This is a genomic window from Janthinobacterium sp. 35 (genome assembly GCF_002754575.1).
GTDB classification, from domain to species: domain Bacteria; phylum Pseudomonadota; class Gammaproteobacteria; order Burkholderiales; family Burkholderiaceae_D; genus Janthinobacterium; species Janthinobacterium tructae.
On record NZ_PEFN01000001.1, the window covers coordinates 5276670 to 5291167 of the forward strand.

Below are 14498 nucleotides of genomic sequence, written 5' to 3' on the forward strand. Positions count from 1 at the left end.
GCAGGCTGCGCCGGCGGCACGGTATCATGATGATAAATTTCAAGGAGCATGCATGCATTTTGCGCAGCGTAGCCGTTTGCAAGCCATCAGCCTGGGTTTTTTGGCCGGCTATGTCGATACCCTGGGCTTTGTCGCCCTGTTCGGCCTGTTCACGGCCCATGTGACGGGCAATTTCGTGCTGATCGGCGCGGCGCTGGCCAATGCCACGCATGCCTCGATCGCCCTCAAACTGCTGGCCTTCCCTGCGTTTATCGTGGGCGTGGCGGCGACGCGGCTCTTGAGCGTGGCGGTCGAACGCCGCGGCGGACCGGCGCTGCGCCTGGCGCTGCTGCTGGAGCTGGCGCTGCTGCTCGGCTTCATGGTGTCTGGCGTGCTGGCCGAACCGCTGGCGGCGGAGCCGGGCGCGCTGGCGATGGCGGCGGGCCTGTTCGGCGCGGCGGCCATGGGGGCGCACAGCGCCATCAGCCGCTTGCTGCTGGCGCACCTGGCGCCCACGTCCATGATGACGGGCAACGTCACGCAATTGGTGATCGATACGCTCGACGTGCTGCGCGGCGCGGCCGACGGCGCCACGCGCGAGCGCTGCGTCAAAAGCTTCTGGCCCTTGCTGGGCTTCGCCGTGGGCGCCATCCTGGCCGCCTTTGCCTACCTGGCCGCGGGTTTTGCCGCGCTGGCCGTGCCGCTGGCCATTTTGCTGGTGCTGATTGCGCTGGAGCCGGCGCGCCTTCCGGCCTGATTCTTAATCGTGCTGCGCCGCCACGATGGCCGGTTCGTACGCGGCCAGAAACTCGGGCGGCAGGCGGCGCGCGCGGCCGCTGCTCAATTCGATGCAGACCAGGTTCCAGCGTGCGCGCACGACGCTGGCGCCGTCGCTGTCGCGGATCAGCTGGAAGCGCCGTTCCATGCTGGAGCGGCCGTCGCTGGCGCACAGCCAGGTGGCCAGCGTCAGCGCTTCGCCGGCCCGCGTCGGCAGCAGGTAGTCGTATTCGCCGCGGCGTATCGCCATGGCCCGGTCCAGGCGCCGGTAATCGTCCAGGTCCAGCCCCAGGATAGCCGAGTGGTGCCAGGCGATATGCTCGCACCAGCGCACATACACGGCGTTGTTCGTATGCTGCAAGCCATCGATGTCGCCCGCTTCGGGCGTGACGGGCAGGGTGTGGGCGTGCGGATAATCCCAGTTCAAGTGCGATCCTTTCAATGCGGTGGCGGCTGATTGTACGTGCTGGCGGTGTTTCCTGCCTGCGGCGCACGTCTGGAAAAACACTGTTTTATGCGTTGATGTATGATGCATCATAATCTGAAAATCTGAACATGCCTATGAACCATTCCCTGGATAGCCTGGTGCACGTCAACCTGGGCAAATCCGTGTATGTGATGCTGCGCGACGCGCTGGCGGCGGGACGCTTCCAGCCGAACGACCGGCTGCGCATCCGCGAACTGGCGCTGCAGCTCGGTACCAGCGTCACGCCCGTGCGCGACGCCATGCTGCAGCTGGTGCAGGAAGAGGCGCTGGTGCTGCGCTCGCCGCGCGACTTCCGCGTGCCCGTGCTCAGCGTGGCGCGCTACCTGGAAATCCGCGCGCTGCGCCTGGAACTGGAAGGGCTGGGCGCGGCAGAGGCGGCGCAGCGCATCGACGCCGCCACGCTGGCCGACCTGGAGCGCCTGCTGCAGGCGAATGAAGAGGCGATTGCGCGGCACGACCTGGCGGCGGCCCTGCAATGCAACCAGGCGTTTCACCTTGCGCTGGCGCAGGCGGCCGGCATGCCGACGTTAAAACGTTTCGTCGACCATCTGTGGATGCAGACGGCGCCCCTGATCGCCGCCGGCTACGCCAGCTTTTCGCCCGACATGCGGGTCGGCCACCACCACGCCATCATCAGCGCGCTGCGCCAGCGCGACAGCGCGGCCGCGCGGCGCGCCATCGAACAGGACATCCTCGACGGCGGGACGCAGATGCTGGCCTATGTCATGCGCCAGGAGCGCATCCACGCCGGCACAACCGAACGAGAACAGAACAAGGAAGAACATGAGTGAACAAAAAACCGCCATCGTCACGGGGGCCAGCCGCGGCATCGGCCACGCCGTGGCCGAACGCTTCCGCAGCCTGGGCTGGAGGGTCATCACCGTCTCGCGCAGCCCGATACCGGGCGGCTGCCCGCGCAGCCAGGAACACAACACGCATGTGTGCATGGATTTGTCGGATTTAAGCCAGATCGGGCAGATGGTCGATACCCTGCGCCCCATGCTGGGCGACTCGAAGCTGCACGCGCTGGTCAACAATGCGGGCGTGTCGCCAAAGGGGCCGGGCGGCGCGCGCGTCAATTCGCTGACCACCGACATGCAGACCTGGCAAGAAATGTACAACACGAATTTCTTTGCGCCGCTGGCGCTGACGCGCGGCTTCGCGCAGGAATTGTCGAATGCGCACGGTGCCGTCGTGAACCTGTGCTCGATCGCCGGCTACCGCGTGCATCCGTTTGCCGGTTCCGCCTACGCCAGCTCGAAGGCAGCGCTGGCGTCGCTGACGCGCGAAATGGCCAACGACATGGCGCCGCTGAACGTGCGCGTCAACGCCATCGCACCGGGCGAGATCGACACGGCGATTCTGTCGCCCGGCACTTCGCACATCGTCGACACGCAAATCCCCCTGCGCCGCCTGGGTACGACGGCCGAAGTGGCCGATTTGGTGGAATTCCTGTGCAGCGAGCGCGCCTCGTACATCACGGGCGCGGAAATCCCCATCGACGGCGGCCAGCGCATTTAGAGCCTGTCCCGGTAGCCGGCGCGGATGGCGCCTGCGAGGCGTCAGTGCGCGTCCAGCTGCGCCTGCAGCGCCGCTACCACCAGCGCGTGATCGTCGGCCTGCGCCAGGCCGGAAACGCTCACCGTGCCGACCAGTCCCACGCCGCGTATCAGCAACGGGAAAGCGCCGCCGTGGCCCGCGTACTCGATGTCGTCGAGGTATTTCACGTCTTCGAAGGTGCTGCCGCGGCTTTTATACGAGATGCCCATGTAGTAGGAGCTGTGGCAAAAGCGCTGCACCGTCTGGTTCTTGCGGCGTATCCAGTCCGCCTGGTCCGCCGTGGCGCCCGTCATGGCGTGGTGGAACAGGATTTGACCGTTGCGCGTGATGTTCACGGTGACGGCCTTGCCCCGCTTGCGTATTTCCTCGACGATCCACAGGCCCACGGCCAGCGCGGCGTCGTTGTCGAAGCGTTCGAATTGCAGGGTTTCTTCCTGCTGTGCCAGGGTTTGCAGCAAATCGGCGTAATGATCCATCGTCAGGGAGTCGGGTAGTGGCTGGAAACGCTACTGTAGCGCAGCATGGCCCAGCCGCGCGCGCTTTTTCCGTGCCGCGCCTACAATGGGCGGCATGAACCTGTCCCTGTTTGCCGATGAAGACCAGGCTCCGGCCGCTCCCGCGCCGCTGGTGCCGGGGTCGTCCGCGTCGCTCCTGCTGCGCGCTTTCGCGCTGCCTTATCTGGATGAGCTGCTGCCGGCGCTGGATGCCATCGTGCTGGCGGCGCCCCTGCGCCACATGGCCACGCCGGGCGGCTTGCGCATGTCCGTTGCCATGAGCAATTGCGGCGCCCAGGGCTGGATCACGGATGGACGCGGCTACCGCTATGCGCGTCTCGATCCGGCCAGCGGCCGCCCCTGGCCGCCGATGCCGCCCGTGTTCCTGCGCCTGGCGCAGCAGGCGGCGCTGGCGGCCGGCTATCCGGGCTTTACGCCAGACGCCTGCCTGGTCAACCGTTATGCGCACGGCGCGCGCATGGCCCTGCACCAGGACCGCGATGAATGCGATTTCACCGCGCCCATCGTCTCCGTCTCGCTGGGGCTGCCCGCTACCTTCCTGTTCGGCGGCGCCGAGCGGGCCGACAAGGCGGCGCGCATCGCCTTGCTGCATGGCGACGTGGTGGTGTGGGGCGGCGCCGACCGCCTGCGCTTCCACGGCGTGGCGCCCCTGAAGGAGGGCGAACACGCGTTGTTGGGTGCGCAGCGCATCAATCTGACGTTTCGCAAGGCTGGCTAAGCTGTCATTATCTCCCATTAATGCAAGACACTTGCAAATTCAGACGATTTTCTCCATGATATGCAACTTGTTTGCATATGGAGCCATGACCATGAAGCGCGATTCCCTGTCCACGCCCCTGCCCGATGTGGCGGCCGGCCCCCACTTGGGCCACCCCTTGCCATTGGAATGGGTCGGCATGCAGGGCATCGCCTTGCCCGTGTGGCTGGAAGAGGGCGGGCAGGCGCAGCAAGTGCATGCGTGGGCCGATGTGCAGGTGGACTTGCCCGATCCGCACGTGAAGGGCATCCACATGTCGCGTTTGTATCGGCTGCTCGACGCGTTTGCCGCCGCGCAGCCGCTCGATGCGGGCGCGCTGGCCGCCGTATTGCGGCGCATGGTGGCCAGCCACGCCGATTGCGGCAGCACGCAGGCGCGCCTGACGCTGGCGTTTCCCGTGCTGCGGCGCCAGCCGGCGCTGCTGACGGCGGGACTGGCAGGCTGGAAATCGTATCCCGTGCGCCTGCAGGCGAGCGTTTCTGCGCAGGGCTTTGCCCTGACCCTGACGGTGGAGATCGGCTACTCGTCGACCTGTCCGTGTTCGGCGGCGCTGGCGCGTCAATTGCTTGCCGACGCGTTTGCGGCGCGGTTCGGCGCGGGTGGCATCGATGGCATCGCCGCGCACGACTGGCTGCAGGAACACGCGAGCCTGGCCACGCCGCATAGCCAGCGCAGCACGGCGACGGTCAGCGTGGCATTGACGGAGCAGGCGGAGCTGGATCTATTTCCCCTCATCGACCTGGTGGAAGCGGCGCTGGCCACTCCGCTGCAAACGGCCGTGAAACGGGCCGACGAGCAGGCGTTCGCGCGCTTGAATGGTGCTAACCTGATGTATGTGGAAGACGCGGCCCGCCGCGTGCAGGCGGCGCTGGCGCAACATTATGCGCAGGCGCGTGTTACCGTTCGGCATATGGAAAGCCTGCATCCGCACGACGCCGTGGCGCAGGCGGGCCAGCTTGCCTGAGTTTTTCACTCAACTTTTTCACTCAACCACTGTGAAGGAAGACAGCATGCCGGAGAAAATCGAGCGGGAAGTGGGCGATGACAGCCTGGAACAGGAACTGGAGCGTGAACGGCGCGAGCATGCGCTGATCGACGAGGAAAAGCTGGGCATGGACGAGCTGGAAGAAGAACGGCTGAAGCGGGAGCGCCAGCCGGGCGGTCACTAACGTCAAGGCAATGTTATCAGCGCTGGCATCGCGCCGTGCTGCCCGGTACAATTTCGCTTTGTCCTTCTCCCCAGCCCCGGAGGCCCATGAAATACCGCGCATTCTTCCCGTTCATCCTCGGCCTGGCAGGCGCCACGCTGGCCGCCTCGCAAGCCCAGGCCGCCACCATCTGCACCGCCATGGCCGACGCCAGAACGGGCGCAGTCTTGTTGCAAGAGGGTAATTGCATCGACAGAGTCACGCCCGCTTCGACCTTCAAGATCGCCCTCAGCCTGATGGGCTACGACGCCGGTTTCCTCAAGGATGAGCACCAGCCGACCCTGCCATACCGCCAGGGCTATGTGGACTGGGGCGGTGAAGCGTGGCGCCAGGATACGGACCCGTCGCGCTGGATGCAGTATTCCGTCGTCTGGTATTCGCAGCAGATCACGCAGGCGCTGGGTGCCGAGCGCTTCCAGAAGTACGCCAAGGCTTTGCGCTATGGCAATGCGGATGTGTCGGGCGACAAGGGCAAGGACAATAGCCTGGAGCGTTCGTGGATCAGTTCTTCGCTGAAGATCTCTCCGCTGGAGCAGCTGGGCTTCTTGCGCAAACTGGTCAATTACCAGTTGCCCGTGACGAAACAGGCGATGCAGGCAACGCAGCGCTTGACGCGCCTGGCGGACGTGGATGGCTGGCAAGTGCACGGCAAGACGGGCGCGGCCTTCCCGCGCAAGGCCGACGGCAGCTTTGACGAAGCGCATGGCTATGGCTGGTTCGTGGGCTGGGCCAGCAAGGGCGAGCGCAGCATCGTGTTTGCGCGCCTGGTGCAGGACGAGCAGAAAGGCATGCCATCGGCGGGCCTGCGCACGCGCGAAGCGATGATGAAAGAATTGCCCGCCCTGCTGGAGCAGGCGCAGAAGTGACGGCCAGCATCGTCGCCGCCACCTTCATCGCCTCCGAGGGAGAGTACTTGGAAGCCGTCATCGAGGTGGATGGCCAGCGCCTGCACGTGATGGACGAGTTTGGCGGCCCGCAACTGGCCGCCGGCACGCAAGTTCAGCTCGAACTGTCGCCCATGGCCAGCGAGCGTGACGACTGGGACGCCATCTTCCGCGCCAATCCGGGCCGGGAGCAGGGGCTGCGCCGGCTTGACGGCTGGCGCTACCTGGCGCTCGGCGTCGTCGTCAGCGTTGACCCCGTCGTCTGCGATTGCGGCCTGCTGCAGCTGGAAAACCCGTTTACAACGCATGACGTGCGCTGCGTGGGCGCGTTTGTCGGCGTCGCGCTGGCGCGCCTCGATGCCTGCCTGGCGTAAAATCCGGCCCGCTTTGTTGCCCGCCCTATATACTTGCTGAAACGGATCATCCGGCATCAGACAAGGTTACAAGCATGGCATCAGGCATGGAGCAGTTTCAGGAAAAAGCACGGCAGGCGTGGATACAGGCGCGCGCGCAGGTCGTTCGTGTGGCGGGCGTGGCGTGGGTAAAAGCAGTGGCGCTGTACCGGCGCGGCCATGCGCACTTGATGACCTTGCCGCCCGTGCGGCGCGCGCTGGTGCTGGGCCTGTGGTCGTTCCTGGCTTTGCTGTCCTTGTTGACGCTGTACCTGCTGCTGCTGATACCCTTGACGCCCAGCATCCACGATTTGCGCCAGGCGCGCGCGGCCGCACCGAGCACCATGGTCAGCACCGATGGCAAGGAACTGGTGCGTTTCGACCAGGGCTTGCAGGAACGGGTTACGTTAAAACAGATTTCGCCGAACGTGATCAGCGCCTTGATCTCGACGGAAGACCACCGTTTCTACGCCCACCACGGCATCGATTTCACGCGCACGGCGGGCGCCATCCTGCACACGGCCGGGGGCAACCCCCAGGGCGGTTCCACCATCACGCAGCAACTGGCGCGCAATATGTTCCCCGAGGAGATAGGCCGCTCGCGCAACCTGAACCGCAAGCTGAAGGAGTTGATCACGGCCCTGAAAATCGAGGCCACCTACAGCAAGACGGAAATCCTGGAAGCGTATCTGAACACGGTGCCTTTCCTGTACAACACTTACGGCATCGAAATGGCGGCCCGTACGTACTTCGACAAGCCCGCCTCGCGCCTCGACATCCTGGAAAGCGCCACCCTGGTCGGCATGCTCAAGGGCACGAATTACTACAATCCCGTCGGCAATCCCGAGCGCTCCCTGCAGCGGCGCAACGTGGTGCTGGGGCAGATGCGCAAGCACGACGTCATCGACGAGGCGCGCTATAAACAGTTGATCAAGCGTCCGCTGCGCCTGCATTTCGAGCGCCAGAGCGAGCGAGCGCAATCGGACAGCCATTTCACGGCCTATGTGCGCAAGTGGCTGATCGACTGGGCCGACGAGAACGATTACAACCTGGAGCGCGATGGCCTGGTGGTGCACACCACGCTCGACCACGATTTGCAGCAGGCGGCCGAGCGCGCCGTCGAACGCCAGGCGAATGCCTTGCAGGCCATTGCCGACGTGGAATGGAGCCGCGCGGGTGTGCCATCGTCCACCTCGACGGGCATGTACGCGGGCATGCAGGCTGGCAGCGTGCCATTCGATTATTTCTGGAAATCGCATCCGGCCCTGCTCGATTCCTTCGTGCGCGAGTCGGGCGACTACCGCAAGCTGACGGCGGCCGGCAGCACGCCGGATGACGCGCTGGCGCAGCTGAAGGGCGACCGCGCCTTCATGGCGGCGCTGCGCAAGTCGAAGACGCGCCTGGAAGCGGGCTTTGCGGCCATGGATCCGGCCACGGGCGCCGTGCGCGCCTGGGTGGGCAGCCGCGACTTTGCGCGCGAGCAATTCGACCACGTGTCGCAGGCGGCGCGCCAGCCCGGCTCCACCTTCAAACCCATCGTGTATGGCGCGGCGCTGGAAAAGGGCCTGAGCCCCGACCACATCTACCGCGATGAAGTGATGGATATCAAGGCGGCCGACGGCACGAAATGGCGCCCGACGGACATGAGCGGCACGACGGGGCGCGACATGACCATGCGCGACGGCCTTGTTTACTCGAAAAACACCATCACGGCGCAAGTGATGCAGGACGTCGGCTTGCCGCCGATCATCAAGCTGGCGCGCGCGCTCGGTATCCGCGACAGCAAGCTGGAAAAAGTGCCGTCCCTGGCGCTGGGTACCAGTCCCGTCACCTTATTGGAAATGGTCAACGCCTACGCCAGCATCGCGGCCCAGGGCGAAGCGCGCCTGCCGTTCGTCGTCACGCACATCACGGACCGCGAAGGCAAGGTCATCGCCCGCTTCGGTGAAGACAAGCCCCAGCGCGCCATGCAAGAGGCATCGGCCGCCACCCTGACGGACATGATGCGCGGCGTGATCGACCGCGGCACTGGCACGGCCATCCGCAGCCGCTTCGGCATCCGTTCCGACGTGGCCGGCAAGAGCGGCACCACGCAAAACAATGCGGATGGCTGGTTCATTTTGATGCACCCGGAACTGGTGGGCGGCGCCTGGGTGGGCTTCAATGACGCGCGCGTCACCATGCGCAGCAATTACTGGGGCCAGGGCGGCCACAACGCCGTGCTGGTGGTGGGCGACTTCTTCAAGACGGCGCTCGACACAGGAAAACTGTCGCGCGACGCCATCTTCCCCGGCGGCAAGCCACCGCCACCGCTGCGCCATGTGGAACCGGTCGATGAGCCGCAGGACGAGCCGGTGGAAGAGCCGGGAGACTTGCTGCAGGAAGGCGTGCCGCCAGCGCCGCTGGCCGTGCCGGCCGAAGGCGAGCAGGACACGCATGGCAAGGCGGTGCCGGAGGCGGCTCCGGCACCTGCTCCTATGCCGCAGCCGGCGCCGCAGCCAGCCCTTGTACCTTAAGTTTATTTGAATCGATGTGTATTGTTATAGCTGTATGATTCATATTTTCAGAGGTTTTATTTAAGTCAAGGTATTTTTTTGATGAAAATCTATATTTAATGAGAAGTAACTATACAAATTCGAAAGTGAACTATGGGCGAAGCAAAAAGTCGTAAGCTACATGAGGAAAATTTCGGTAAGGTTCCCAAAGTAAAAGCATATCGGGGCCTTGTTATTAGTCCGCCTTTAGAGATAGAAGGATCAAGGTTGTTGATAAAGTCTGCAGCACTTGATCCGCAAGAACTAAGATTTGCATTGCTTTTCTGGGATAAACTCGTCTGGCCATCATCAAGGGCTATCCATATTGGCAGTGGGTCAAATGAGTTGTTTCTTGAAAGTGCTGGCATACTTAGCAGACCTGACTACACTTTTAATGGCGATGGAGCGCAAGGTATAGCATTGGGTTACTTTGCAGCATTTCAGGATAGGGAAAAGGCTGAACCTGGTGTATGGGCAATGTCACAAGGTGAGAGATCGTTAAACTTAATAGGCCAGTATCAGGAAAAAGAAAAAGGTGCTCTTTTAGAGTTGCACAGGGCTATTCCGCTTCCTTCAATCGACGTTCCTCTGCAGGAAATACTGGAATTTAAGGAAAAAAGGAAAGATGAATTATGGCTCCTTAGAAATCGCCTTGATTCTTTCTTGTCTGATCTTGATACTGCTGATGATCGTGAATTGGTTTTTGCAAAGCAGATTAAAGAGATAGATGAGGCTTGCGCAAATCTGATCGCTGTTGGCCGAGATTGGAAATTTCCGGTCCTTTTGTCGAACCTGAAGGCATCATTTAATCTCACACCAAGTAAATTTTTACCGGCCGTTGCTGGAGGATGGGCAATGGGCAAGGAATATGGTTTAACTGCTGCAGCTACTGCCGCTGGAGTTGCGGGCCTAGTTAGTACACTTGAAATAAAAGGTGACTTCGGTTTGCGCGGAGTGCTTAAACCAAATAGTCCCTATCAATATGCATTTCATATTGATAGGGAACTTGGGTGAACGAGATCTCACTTACTCACACCGTATTTCGCCTCAACCCCGCTTCCCGCACGAACACTTGCAGTGCCGGCATGGTCTGCTGGTGCAGCGCTTTCAGTTCCGCTTGCAGTGCGGGCGTGATGGCCAGGCTGCCGTTCGCTTGCTGGCGCACGGGCAGGCCCAGCGCTTGCGCCATTTCCACCGGGTAATTCGTGAAGTCGCCATACGGGCGCTTGCCGTCGACGGACGGGGTGGGCCAGTAGCCTTCGGCCAGGTAGTCTTCCGCACCCATGCCCAGCATTTCCAGCGTCATCCACGACTGTTGCCGCAGCAGTGTCAGATGCCGGGCAGTCAGGGTGAACGGCGCCTTGCCGTTGGCATAGCTGCCCGGTTTCAGGTCGGCCATCTGCACGAAGTGGGGCAGCAGCAACGACGCTTCCATCAGGCGCTGGGCGGCCAGCGCCGCATCCTTGCTGGCGATGGCTTGCATGGCCAACGCCAGGGTGTCGCCTTTGCCCAGCGGGTAGGCCGGATTGAGCATGGGCGCGCCGCTTTCCACGGGCGACCAGCCGATGTTGAAGCGCCGTATCAGCGCCAGATGGTGCACATTGAGCACCTTGGGCAGCGGAGCGTCGAGGGTGGCCAGGATGCGCTGGCGCACGGCGTCGGGCAGGGCGCCGTCGGCCGCGCGTGCGAGCACGGGAGAGCACAGCAGGGCGCCGGTGAGGCGCAGCAACTGGCGCCGCATGGGCTGGATCAGGCGCGCCATCACGGTGCCGTCAAGTCCTGGCGCTGGAATTCGATGCGGTTTTGCTGGTAGTCCCACTTGGTGTAGGGCCCGAACACGCGCCGGTTTTCCTTGCTGTCGGCATTCGATTGCTCGCGCTTCATGCGCCGCACCAGAGCGGTATCGACCAGCGGCGCGGTCGTCGTGCCGAACACTTCGTGGCGTACGCTCTGCCTGGCGTCGGCGCCGCGCGAAATGATGGTGAGCTTGCGCGTGGCGGGATCGAAGTACAGGCGCATGGCAAACGTGTTCATGTCTTGCAGATACAGGCCATCGTCGCGCCACTGGGCATAGAAATAGTCGCCGCAGACGGCCTTCGGCTCGCGCTTCCACTCGCAGGCGAGCAGGATCAGCAAGTGATGGTCATCGAGCTGCTTGATTGAAACACGCGCCTTGGAATAGCCCCAGTTGCTGGGCGGCACGGTCGTCGACGAGAGCAGATTGTACTCGCCCACGAGCTTGGGCATGGGCGCTTGCGCGGCGGCGCCGGTGCAAACGGTGAAGGCGGCGGCTGCAAGGGCGCCGTGTATGCGGGAGAATGGTGTCATGATAGCCATAAAAAAAGTTGCCATATTATAAGTGGCAACTTTCTTTGGGGAACGCGCGATTGAACGCTGCCGTACGCGTTACTTCAGCTTGCTCAACTCGGCCACGTCGATCTTGACGGTCTTGTCGCCCACGGCGGCCACCAGCGCCTTGAAGTGGGGCGTCGCGTAATGCGCCGTCAGCGCGTCTTGGTCGGTCCATTCTTCCAGCATGATGAAGCGCGTGGGAATCTTGTTGTCGAGGTGCAATTCGTAGCGCAGGCAGGCGCTTTCCGCGCGGCTGGGCGTTACGACGGCTTCCAGGGCGGCGCGCACGGCGTCGATATGGTCAGTTTGGGCATCGATGGTGGCGACGACGATCAGGGTCATGGTGGTCCTTGTAAAGTGGTGGGGCGGGTGCAGCTTAGCGTAGTTTGCCCATTCTTGCCCGCCATGCCCAGCCTGGCTGCGCCGAAACAGTTTCCGCCGCAGCCAGATAATCAAGCTGAACCTACGCCGCCTGCAGCGCGCCGATCTGCTCGAAGGCGCCCGCTAGTGCCTGCGCCCTGGCGGCGTCGCTGACCTTGACGCCTTCGGCGCGCACGATCTCGAGCTGCGTGATGCCGAGGAAGCCAAGGAAGGCGCGCAGATGGCTTTCCTGGTGTTCCAGGGCGGCCATCGGCGTGTCGGCGCCGTAATAGCCGCCACGCGTCGAGGCGATGATCACGCGTTTGCTGCCCAGCAAACCTTCGGCGCCATTGGCGCCGTACTGAAACGTCTTGCCGGGCACGGCCAGCGCGTCGAGCCACGATTTGAGCTGGCTGGGGATGGCGAAGTTGTACATGGGTGCGCCGACGACGATGACGTCGGCAGCCAGCACTTGCTCCAGCGCGGCGGAAAGTGCTTCGCCCTCGGTGGCGCTGGGGGCGGCTGTAAATTGCGGCAAGGGCTGGGCGGCCAGGTCGCGGTACTGGACGGTGGCGCCGGGCGCGGCCGCTTGCAAGCGGGCGACGATGGCGGCGGACAACTGGCGGCTGATGGAATGCTCGCCGAGGATGCTGGAATCGATATGCAGGATGTTCATGTGAGCCTTCTTGGGTGGTATGATCGGGTGGTATATTTTTGTAACCGAGTTAAATATAGTGACTATCAAATGAACGCACAAGAAGGCACTTTTTCCACACTGGGGCACACGGATGTGACTATTGGCGAGGTGGCCGCACGCGGCGCCGAGCTGGAACGGCGCATGCGCGACCATGGCGGCCACGCGGGCGTGGCCGACGCGTGCCGGCCGATCACGGATATCCTCACCCGCGTGGGCGACAAATGGAGCGTGATGGTGGTGATGTTGCTGGGCAATGGCACCAAGCGCTTCAACGAGATGCGCCGCCTGATCGGCGGCATCTCGCAGCGCATGCTGACTCTGACCTTGCGCGGGCTGGAACGCGATGGTCTCGTCACGCGCACGGTGTTTCCCACCGTGCCGCCGCGCGTCGACTACGCGCTGACGGACCTGGGCCGCTCGTTGCTGATTCCCATCAGCGCGCTGGGCGCCTGGGCCTACGGCCACCGCGACGCCATCGATGCGGCGCGGCTGGCGTTTGATGCCAGGGCCGATGCGGGCGCGACGCCAGGCAGCTAGCTTAGTTCGATCACGGCCAGCATGTCATTGCCATCGGCGTCCAATCCTTTTTCCACGAAACCCATGCTGGCATAGAACTGTTTCGCGTTGGCATTATCGGGCTTGTAGCAAATTTCGATGCTGCGCGCGTCCGGGCGGGCGCGGATTTCCGCCAGCGCCAGGGCGAGGGCGGCGCGGCCATGGCCTTGCCCCTGGCGCCGGTGATCGATCATGAAGCGCCAGATCTGGTAGTAGCCGGGCGGATCTTCGTCGTCGGGCGAGACGAACATCAGGAAACCGATCACTTCCTCGTCGTCATACACGGCGCGCGTATGCATGGTGGCGGGATGGAAACTCGCTTGCGCCATGGAATAGTCGTTGCTGGCCAGGTAGTCGCGCTGCTGGGGTAGCAGGGGCAATTCGCTGATGAGGTCAAAATTGTCGACGGTGACGGCACGCAGGCTGATGGACATAATTGAAGGCAATGAAAAGGCTGGGCCTGGCAGTATGGGGAAAACTTACCCAATTGGCAATGTTGTGCTGTCGCCCGCCCCAAACAGTTGCGCCATGGCCTGGCGCAGCCAGCGGTTCGATGCATCTTCATGGTAGCGCTCGTGCCAGTGCTGCTTGACGGAGAAGCTGGGCAGCGCCACAGGCAGGGGCAGGATGCGGAACGCTTCGTGGTCGCGCATTTGCAGCGCGTAGCGGTACGGTACCGTGACGATGTACTCGGTTTCGGCGACGATGCGCGATACGCCGAGGAAGCTGGGCAGTTTCAGCACGATGCGCCGCTGCACGCCGGCCGCCGCCAGCACCTTTTCCACGATGGAGTGGCCCGTGCCCGAGCTTTTCACCTCGATATGCCCCTCCGCCAGGAACTCTGCCACAGTAATCGTGTCGCCGATGCGCGGGTGGCTGCTGGCCACCAGGCAGACAAAATGCTGGTCGAACAGTTTCTGCTGATAAAACCCCGATTCCAGGTGCGGCATGAAGCCCACGGCCAGGTCCACTTCGCCGCCTTCCAGGCGCGCCGGCGTGTCGGTGGCGATCTTCGACACGTCCAAGGTGATGCGGGGGCCGATCTGCTGCAGGTGGTTGAGCAAGGTGGGCAGCAGCACGATTTCACTGATGTCCGTCATGCAGATGGCAAATTCACGCGTGCTGGCGGCCGGGTCGAACACGGGCTGGTCAGCCAGCGCATGCTGCCATGCAGCAATCGCGGCGCGCACGTCCTGCACCGCGTTCTGTGCGCGCGGCGTCGGCTCCATGCCTTTCGAGGTGCGCGCGAACAGGCGGTCGCCGAAATGCGTGCGTAATTTCCCGAGGCCGATGCTCACCGTCGATTGCGGCAAGCCCAGGTTTTCCGCCGCGCGCGTCACGTTGCGGCTTTTATAGATCTCGTCAAAGATGAACAGCAGTTCGATATCGAAGCGCGACATAAGAGGATTCCAGCATTATTTAAAAACGTGATTGTTGCTAT

At 63.1% G+C, this 14498-nt stretch carries 19 protein-coding genes; 11 read left to right on the top strand and 8 right to left on the bottom strand.

Annotated elements, in window-relative coordinates; translation table 11 throughout:
• Positions 1–52: 52 nt before the first annotated feature.
• Entirely contained in the window at positions 53–736 is a 684-nt protein-coding gene (locus CLU93_RS23440) for a YoaK family protein (RefSeq protein WP_099763541.1), read from the top strand.
• 3 nt (positions 737–739) lie between these two features.
• Here the strand turns inward: CLU93_RS23440 and CLU93_RS23445 are convergent, their stop codons facing one another.
• Positions 740–1183: an acyl-CoA thioesterase gene (locus CLU93_RS23445; protein ID WP_218968351.1), complete on the bottom strand. Its 444-nt coding sequence runs from the start codon at positions 1181–1183 to the stop codon at positions 740–742.
• Positions 1184–1317: 134 nt separating this feature from the next.
• Here CLU93_RS23445 and CLU93_RS23450 point away from each other — a divergent pair, with 134 nt between their 5' ends.
• A complete protein-coding gene (locus CLU93_RS23450) occupies positions 1318–2034 on the top strand; it encodes a GntR family transcriptional regulator (protein ID WP_099763542.1) in 717 nt (238 codons plus the stop codon).
• Entirely contained in the window at positions 2027–2764 is a 738-nt protein-coding gene (locus tag CLU93_RS23455; RefSeq protein ID WP_096235720.1) for an SDR family NAD(P)-dependent oxidoreductase, read from the top strand. The genes CLU93_RS23450 and CLU93_RS23455 overlap by 8 nt, the downstream gene beginning before the upstream one ends.
• A 41-nt stretch (positions 2765–2805) precedes the next feature.
• Here CLU93_RS23455 and CLU93_RS23460 read toward each other — a convergent pair whose 3' ends face one another.
• The gene (locus tag CLU93_RS23460) at positions 2806–3279 is read right to left on the bottom strand and encodes a heme-degrading domain-containing protein (protein ID WP_099763543.1); all 474 of its coding nucleotides are present in this window, start codon (positions 3277–3279) and stop codon (positions 2806–2808) included.
• A 94-nt stretch (positions 3280–3373) separates the two neighbouring features.
• Between CLU93_RS23460 and alkB the strand changes: the two genes are divergently transcribed.
• The 7 genes from alkB to CLU93_RS27945 all read left to right on the top strand — a co-directional run bounded on the left by alkB (position 3374) and on the right by CLU93_RS27945 (position 10107).
• Positions 3374–4036: a DNA oxidative demethylase AlkB gene (alkB, locus tag CLU93_RS23465; protein WP_099764565.1), complete on the top strand. Its 663-nt coding sequence runs from the start codon at positions 3374–3376 to the stop codon at positions 4034–4036.
• Positions 4037–4121: 85 nt separating this feature from the next.
• The gene (folE2, locus tag CLU93_RS23470) at positions 4122–5039 is read left to right on the top strand and encodes a GTP cyclohydrolase FolE2 (RefSeq protein WP_099763544.1); all 918 of its coding nucleotides are present in this window, start codon (positions 4122–4124) and stop codon (positions 5037–5039) included.
• Between the two features lie 46 nt (positions 5040–5085).
• Positions 5086–5244 carry a hypothetical protein gene (locus CLU93_RS28325; RefSeq protein ID WP_180287921.1) on the top strand — a complete coding sequence of 53 codons (159 nt, stop codon included), beginning with the start codon at positions 5086–5088 and terminating at the stop codon, positions 5242–5244.
• Positions 5245–5330: 86 nt separating this feature from the next.
• On the top strand, positions 5331–6149 hold the full coding sequence (gene blaOXA / locus CLU93_RS23475; protein WP_099763545.1) for a class D beta-lactamase: 819 nt from the start codon (positions 5331–5333) through the stop codon (positions 6147–6149).
• Positions 6146–6541, top strand: coding sequence for a hypothetical protein (locus tag CLU93_RS23480; protein ID WP_099763546.1), 396 nt, complete (start codon positions 6146–6148; stop codon positions 6539–6541). Before blaOXA ends, CLU93_RS23480 begins: the two co-directional genes overlap by 4 nt.
• Before the next feature lie 74 nt (positions 6542–6615).
• On the top strand, positions 6616–9075 hold the full coding sequence (locus CLU93_RS23485; RefSeq protein WP_099763547.1) for a penicillin-binding protein 1A: 2460 nt from the start codon (positions 6616–6618) through the stop codon (positions 9073–9075).
• 132 nt (positions 9076–9207) lie between these two features.
• Positions 9208–10107, top strand: coding sequence for a DUF6236 family protein (locus CLU93_RS27945; RefSeq protein ID WP_143451794.1), 900 nt, complete (start codon positions 9208–9210; stop codon positions 10105–10107).
• A 16-nt stretch (positions 10108–10123) separates the two neighbouring features.
• On the opposite strand, the gene CLU93_RS23490 is transcribed toward CLU93_RS27945, so the two are convergent.
• The 4 genes from CLU93_RS23490 to CLU93_RS23505 all read right to left on the bottom strand — a co-directional run bounded on the left by CLU93_RS23490 (position 10124) and on the right by CLU93_RS23505 (position 12481).
• Positions 10124–10855 (bottom strand): hypothetical protein, encoded by a 732-nt coding sequence (locus CLU93_RS23490; RefSeq protein ID WP_099763548.1) that lies wholly within the window; start codon positions 10853–10855, stop codon positions 10124–10126.
• The gene (locus CLU93_RS23495) at positions 10855–11421 is read right to left on the bottom strand and encodes a hypothetical protein (RefSeq protein WP_096238518.1); all 567 of its coding nucleotides are present in this window, start codon (positions 11419–11421) and stop codon (positions 10855–10857) included. Before CLU93_RS23495 ends, CLU93_RS23490 begins: the two co-directional genes overlap by 1 nt.
• Before the next feature lie 78 nt (positions 11422–11499).
• The gene (locus CLU93_RS23500; RefSeq protein ID WP_099763549.1) at positions 11500–11787 is read right to left on the bottom strand and encodes a putative quinol monooxygenase; all 288 of its coding nucleotides are present in this window, start codon (positions 11785–11787) and stop codon (positions 11500–11502) included.
• A 121-nt stretch (positions 11788–11908) separates the two neighbouring features.
• Complete coding sequence (locus CLU93_RS23505; protein ID WP_099763550.1) at positions 11909–12481, bottom strand: FMN-dependent NADH-azoreductase; 573 nt, start codon at positions 12479–12481, stop codon at positions 11909–11911.
• Positions 12482–12643: 162 nt separating this feature from the next.
• Between CLU93_RS23505 and CLU93_RS23510 the strand changes: the two genes are divergently transcribed.
• Positions 12644–13039 (top strand): winged helix-turn-helix transcriptional regulator, encoded by a 396-nt coding sequence (locus CLU93_RS23510; RefSeq protein ID WP_099764566.1) that lies wholly within the window; start codon positions 12644–12646, stop codon positions 13037–13039.
• On the opposite strand, the gene CLU93_RS23515 is transcribed toward CLU93_RS23510, so the two are convergent.
• Both CLU93_RS23515 and CLU93_RS23520 read right to left on the bottom strand, forming a co-directional pair.
• Positions 13036–13491 (bottom strand): GNAT family N-acetyltransferase, encoded by a 456-nt coding sequence (locus tag CLU93_RS23515; RefSeq protein ID WP_099763551.1) that lies wholly within the window; start codon positions 13489–13491, stop codon positions 13036–13038. The genes CLU93_RS23510 and CLU93_RS23515 overlap by 4 nt on opposite strands.
• Before the next feature lie 45 nt (positions 13492–13536).
• Positions 13537–14457 carry a LysR family transcriptional regulator gene (locus CLU93_RS23520; RefSeq protein ID WP_099763552.1) on the bottom strand — a complete coding sequence of 307 codons (921 nt, stop codon included), beginning with the start codon at positions 14455–14457 and terminating at the stop codon, positions 13537–13539.
• Between the last annotated feature and the right edge of the window lie 41 nt (positions 14458–14498).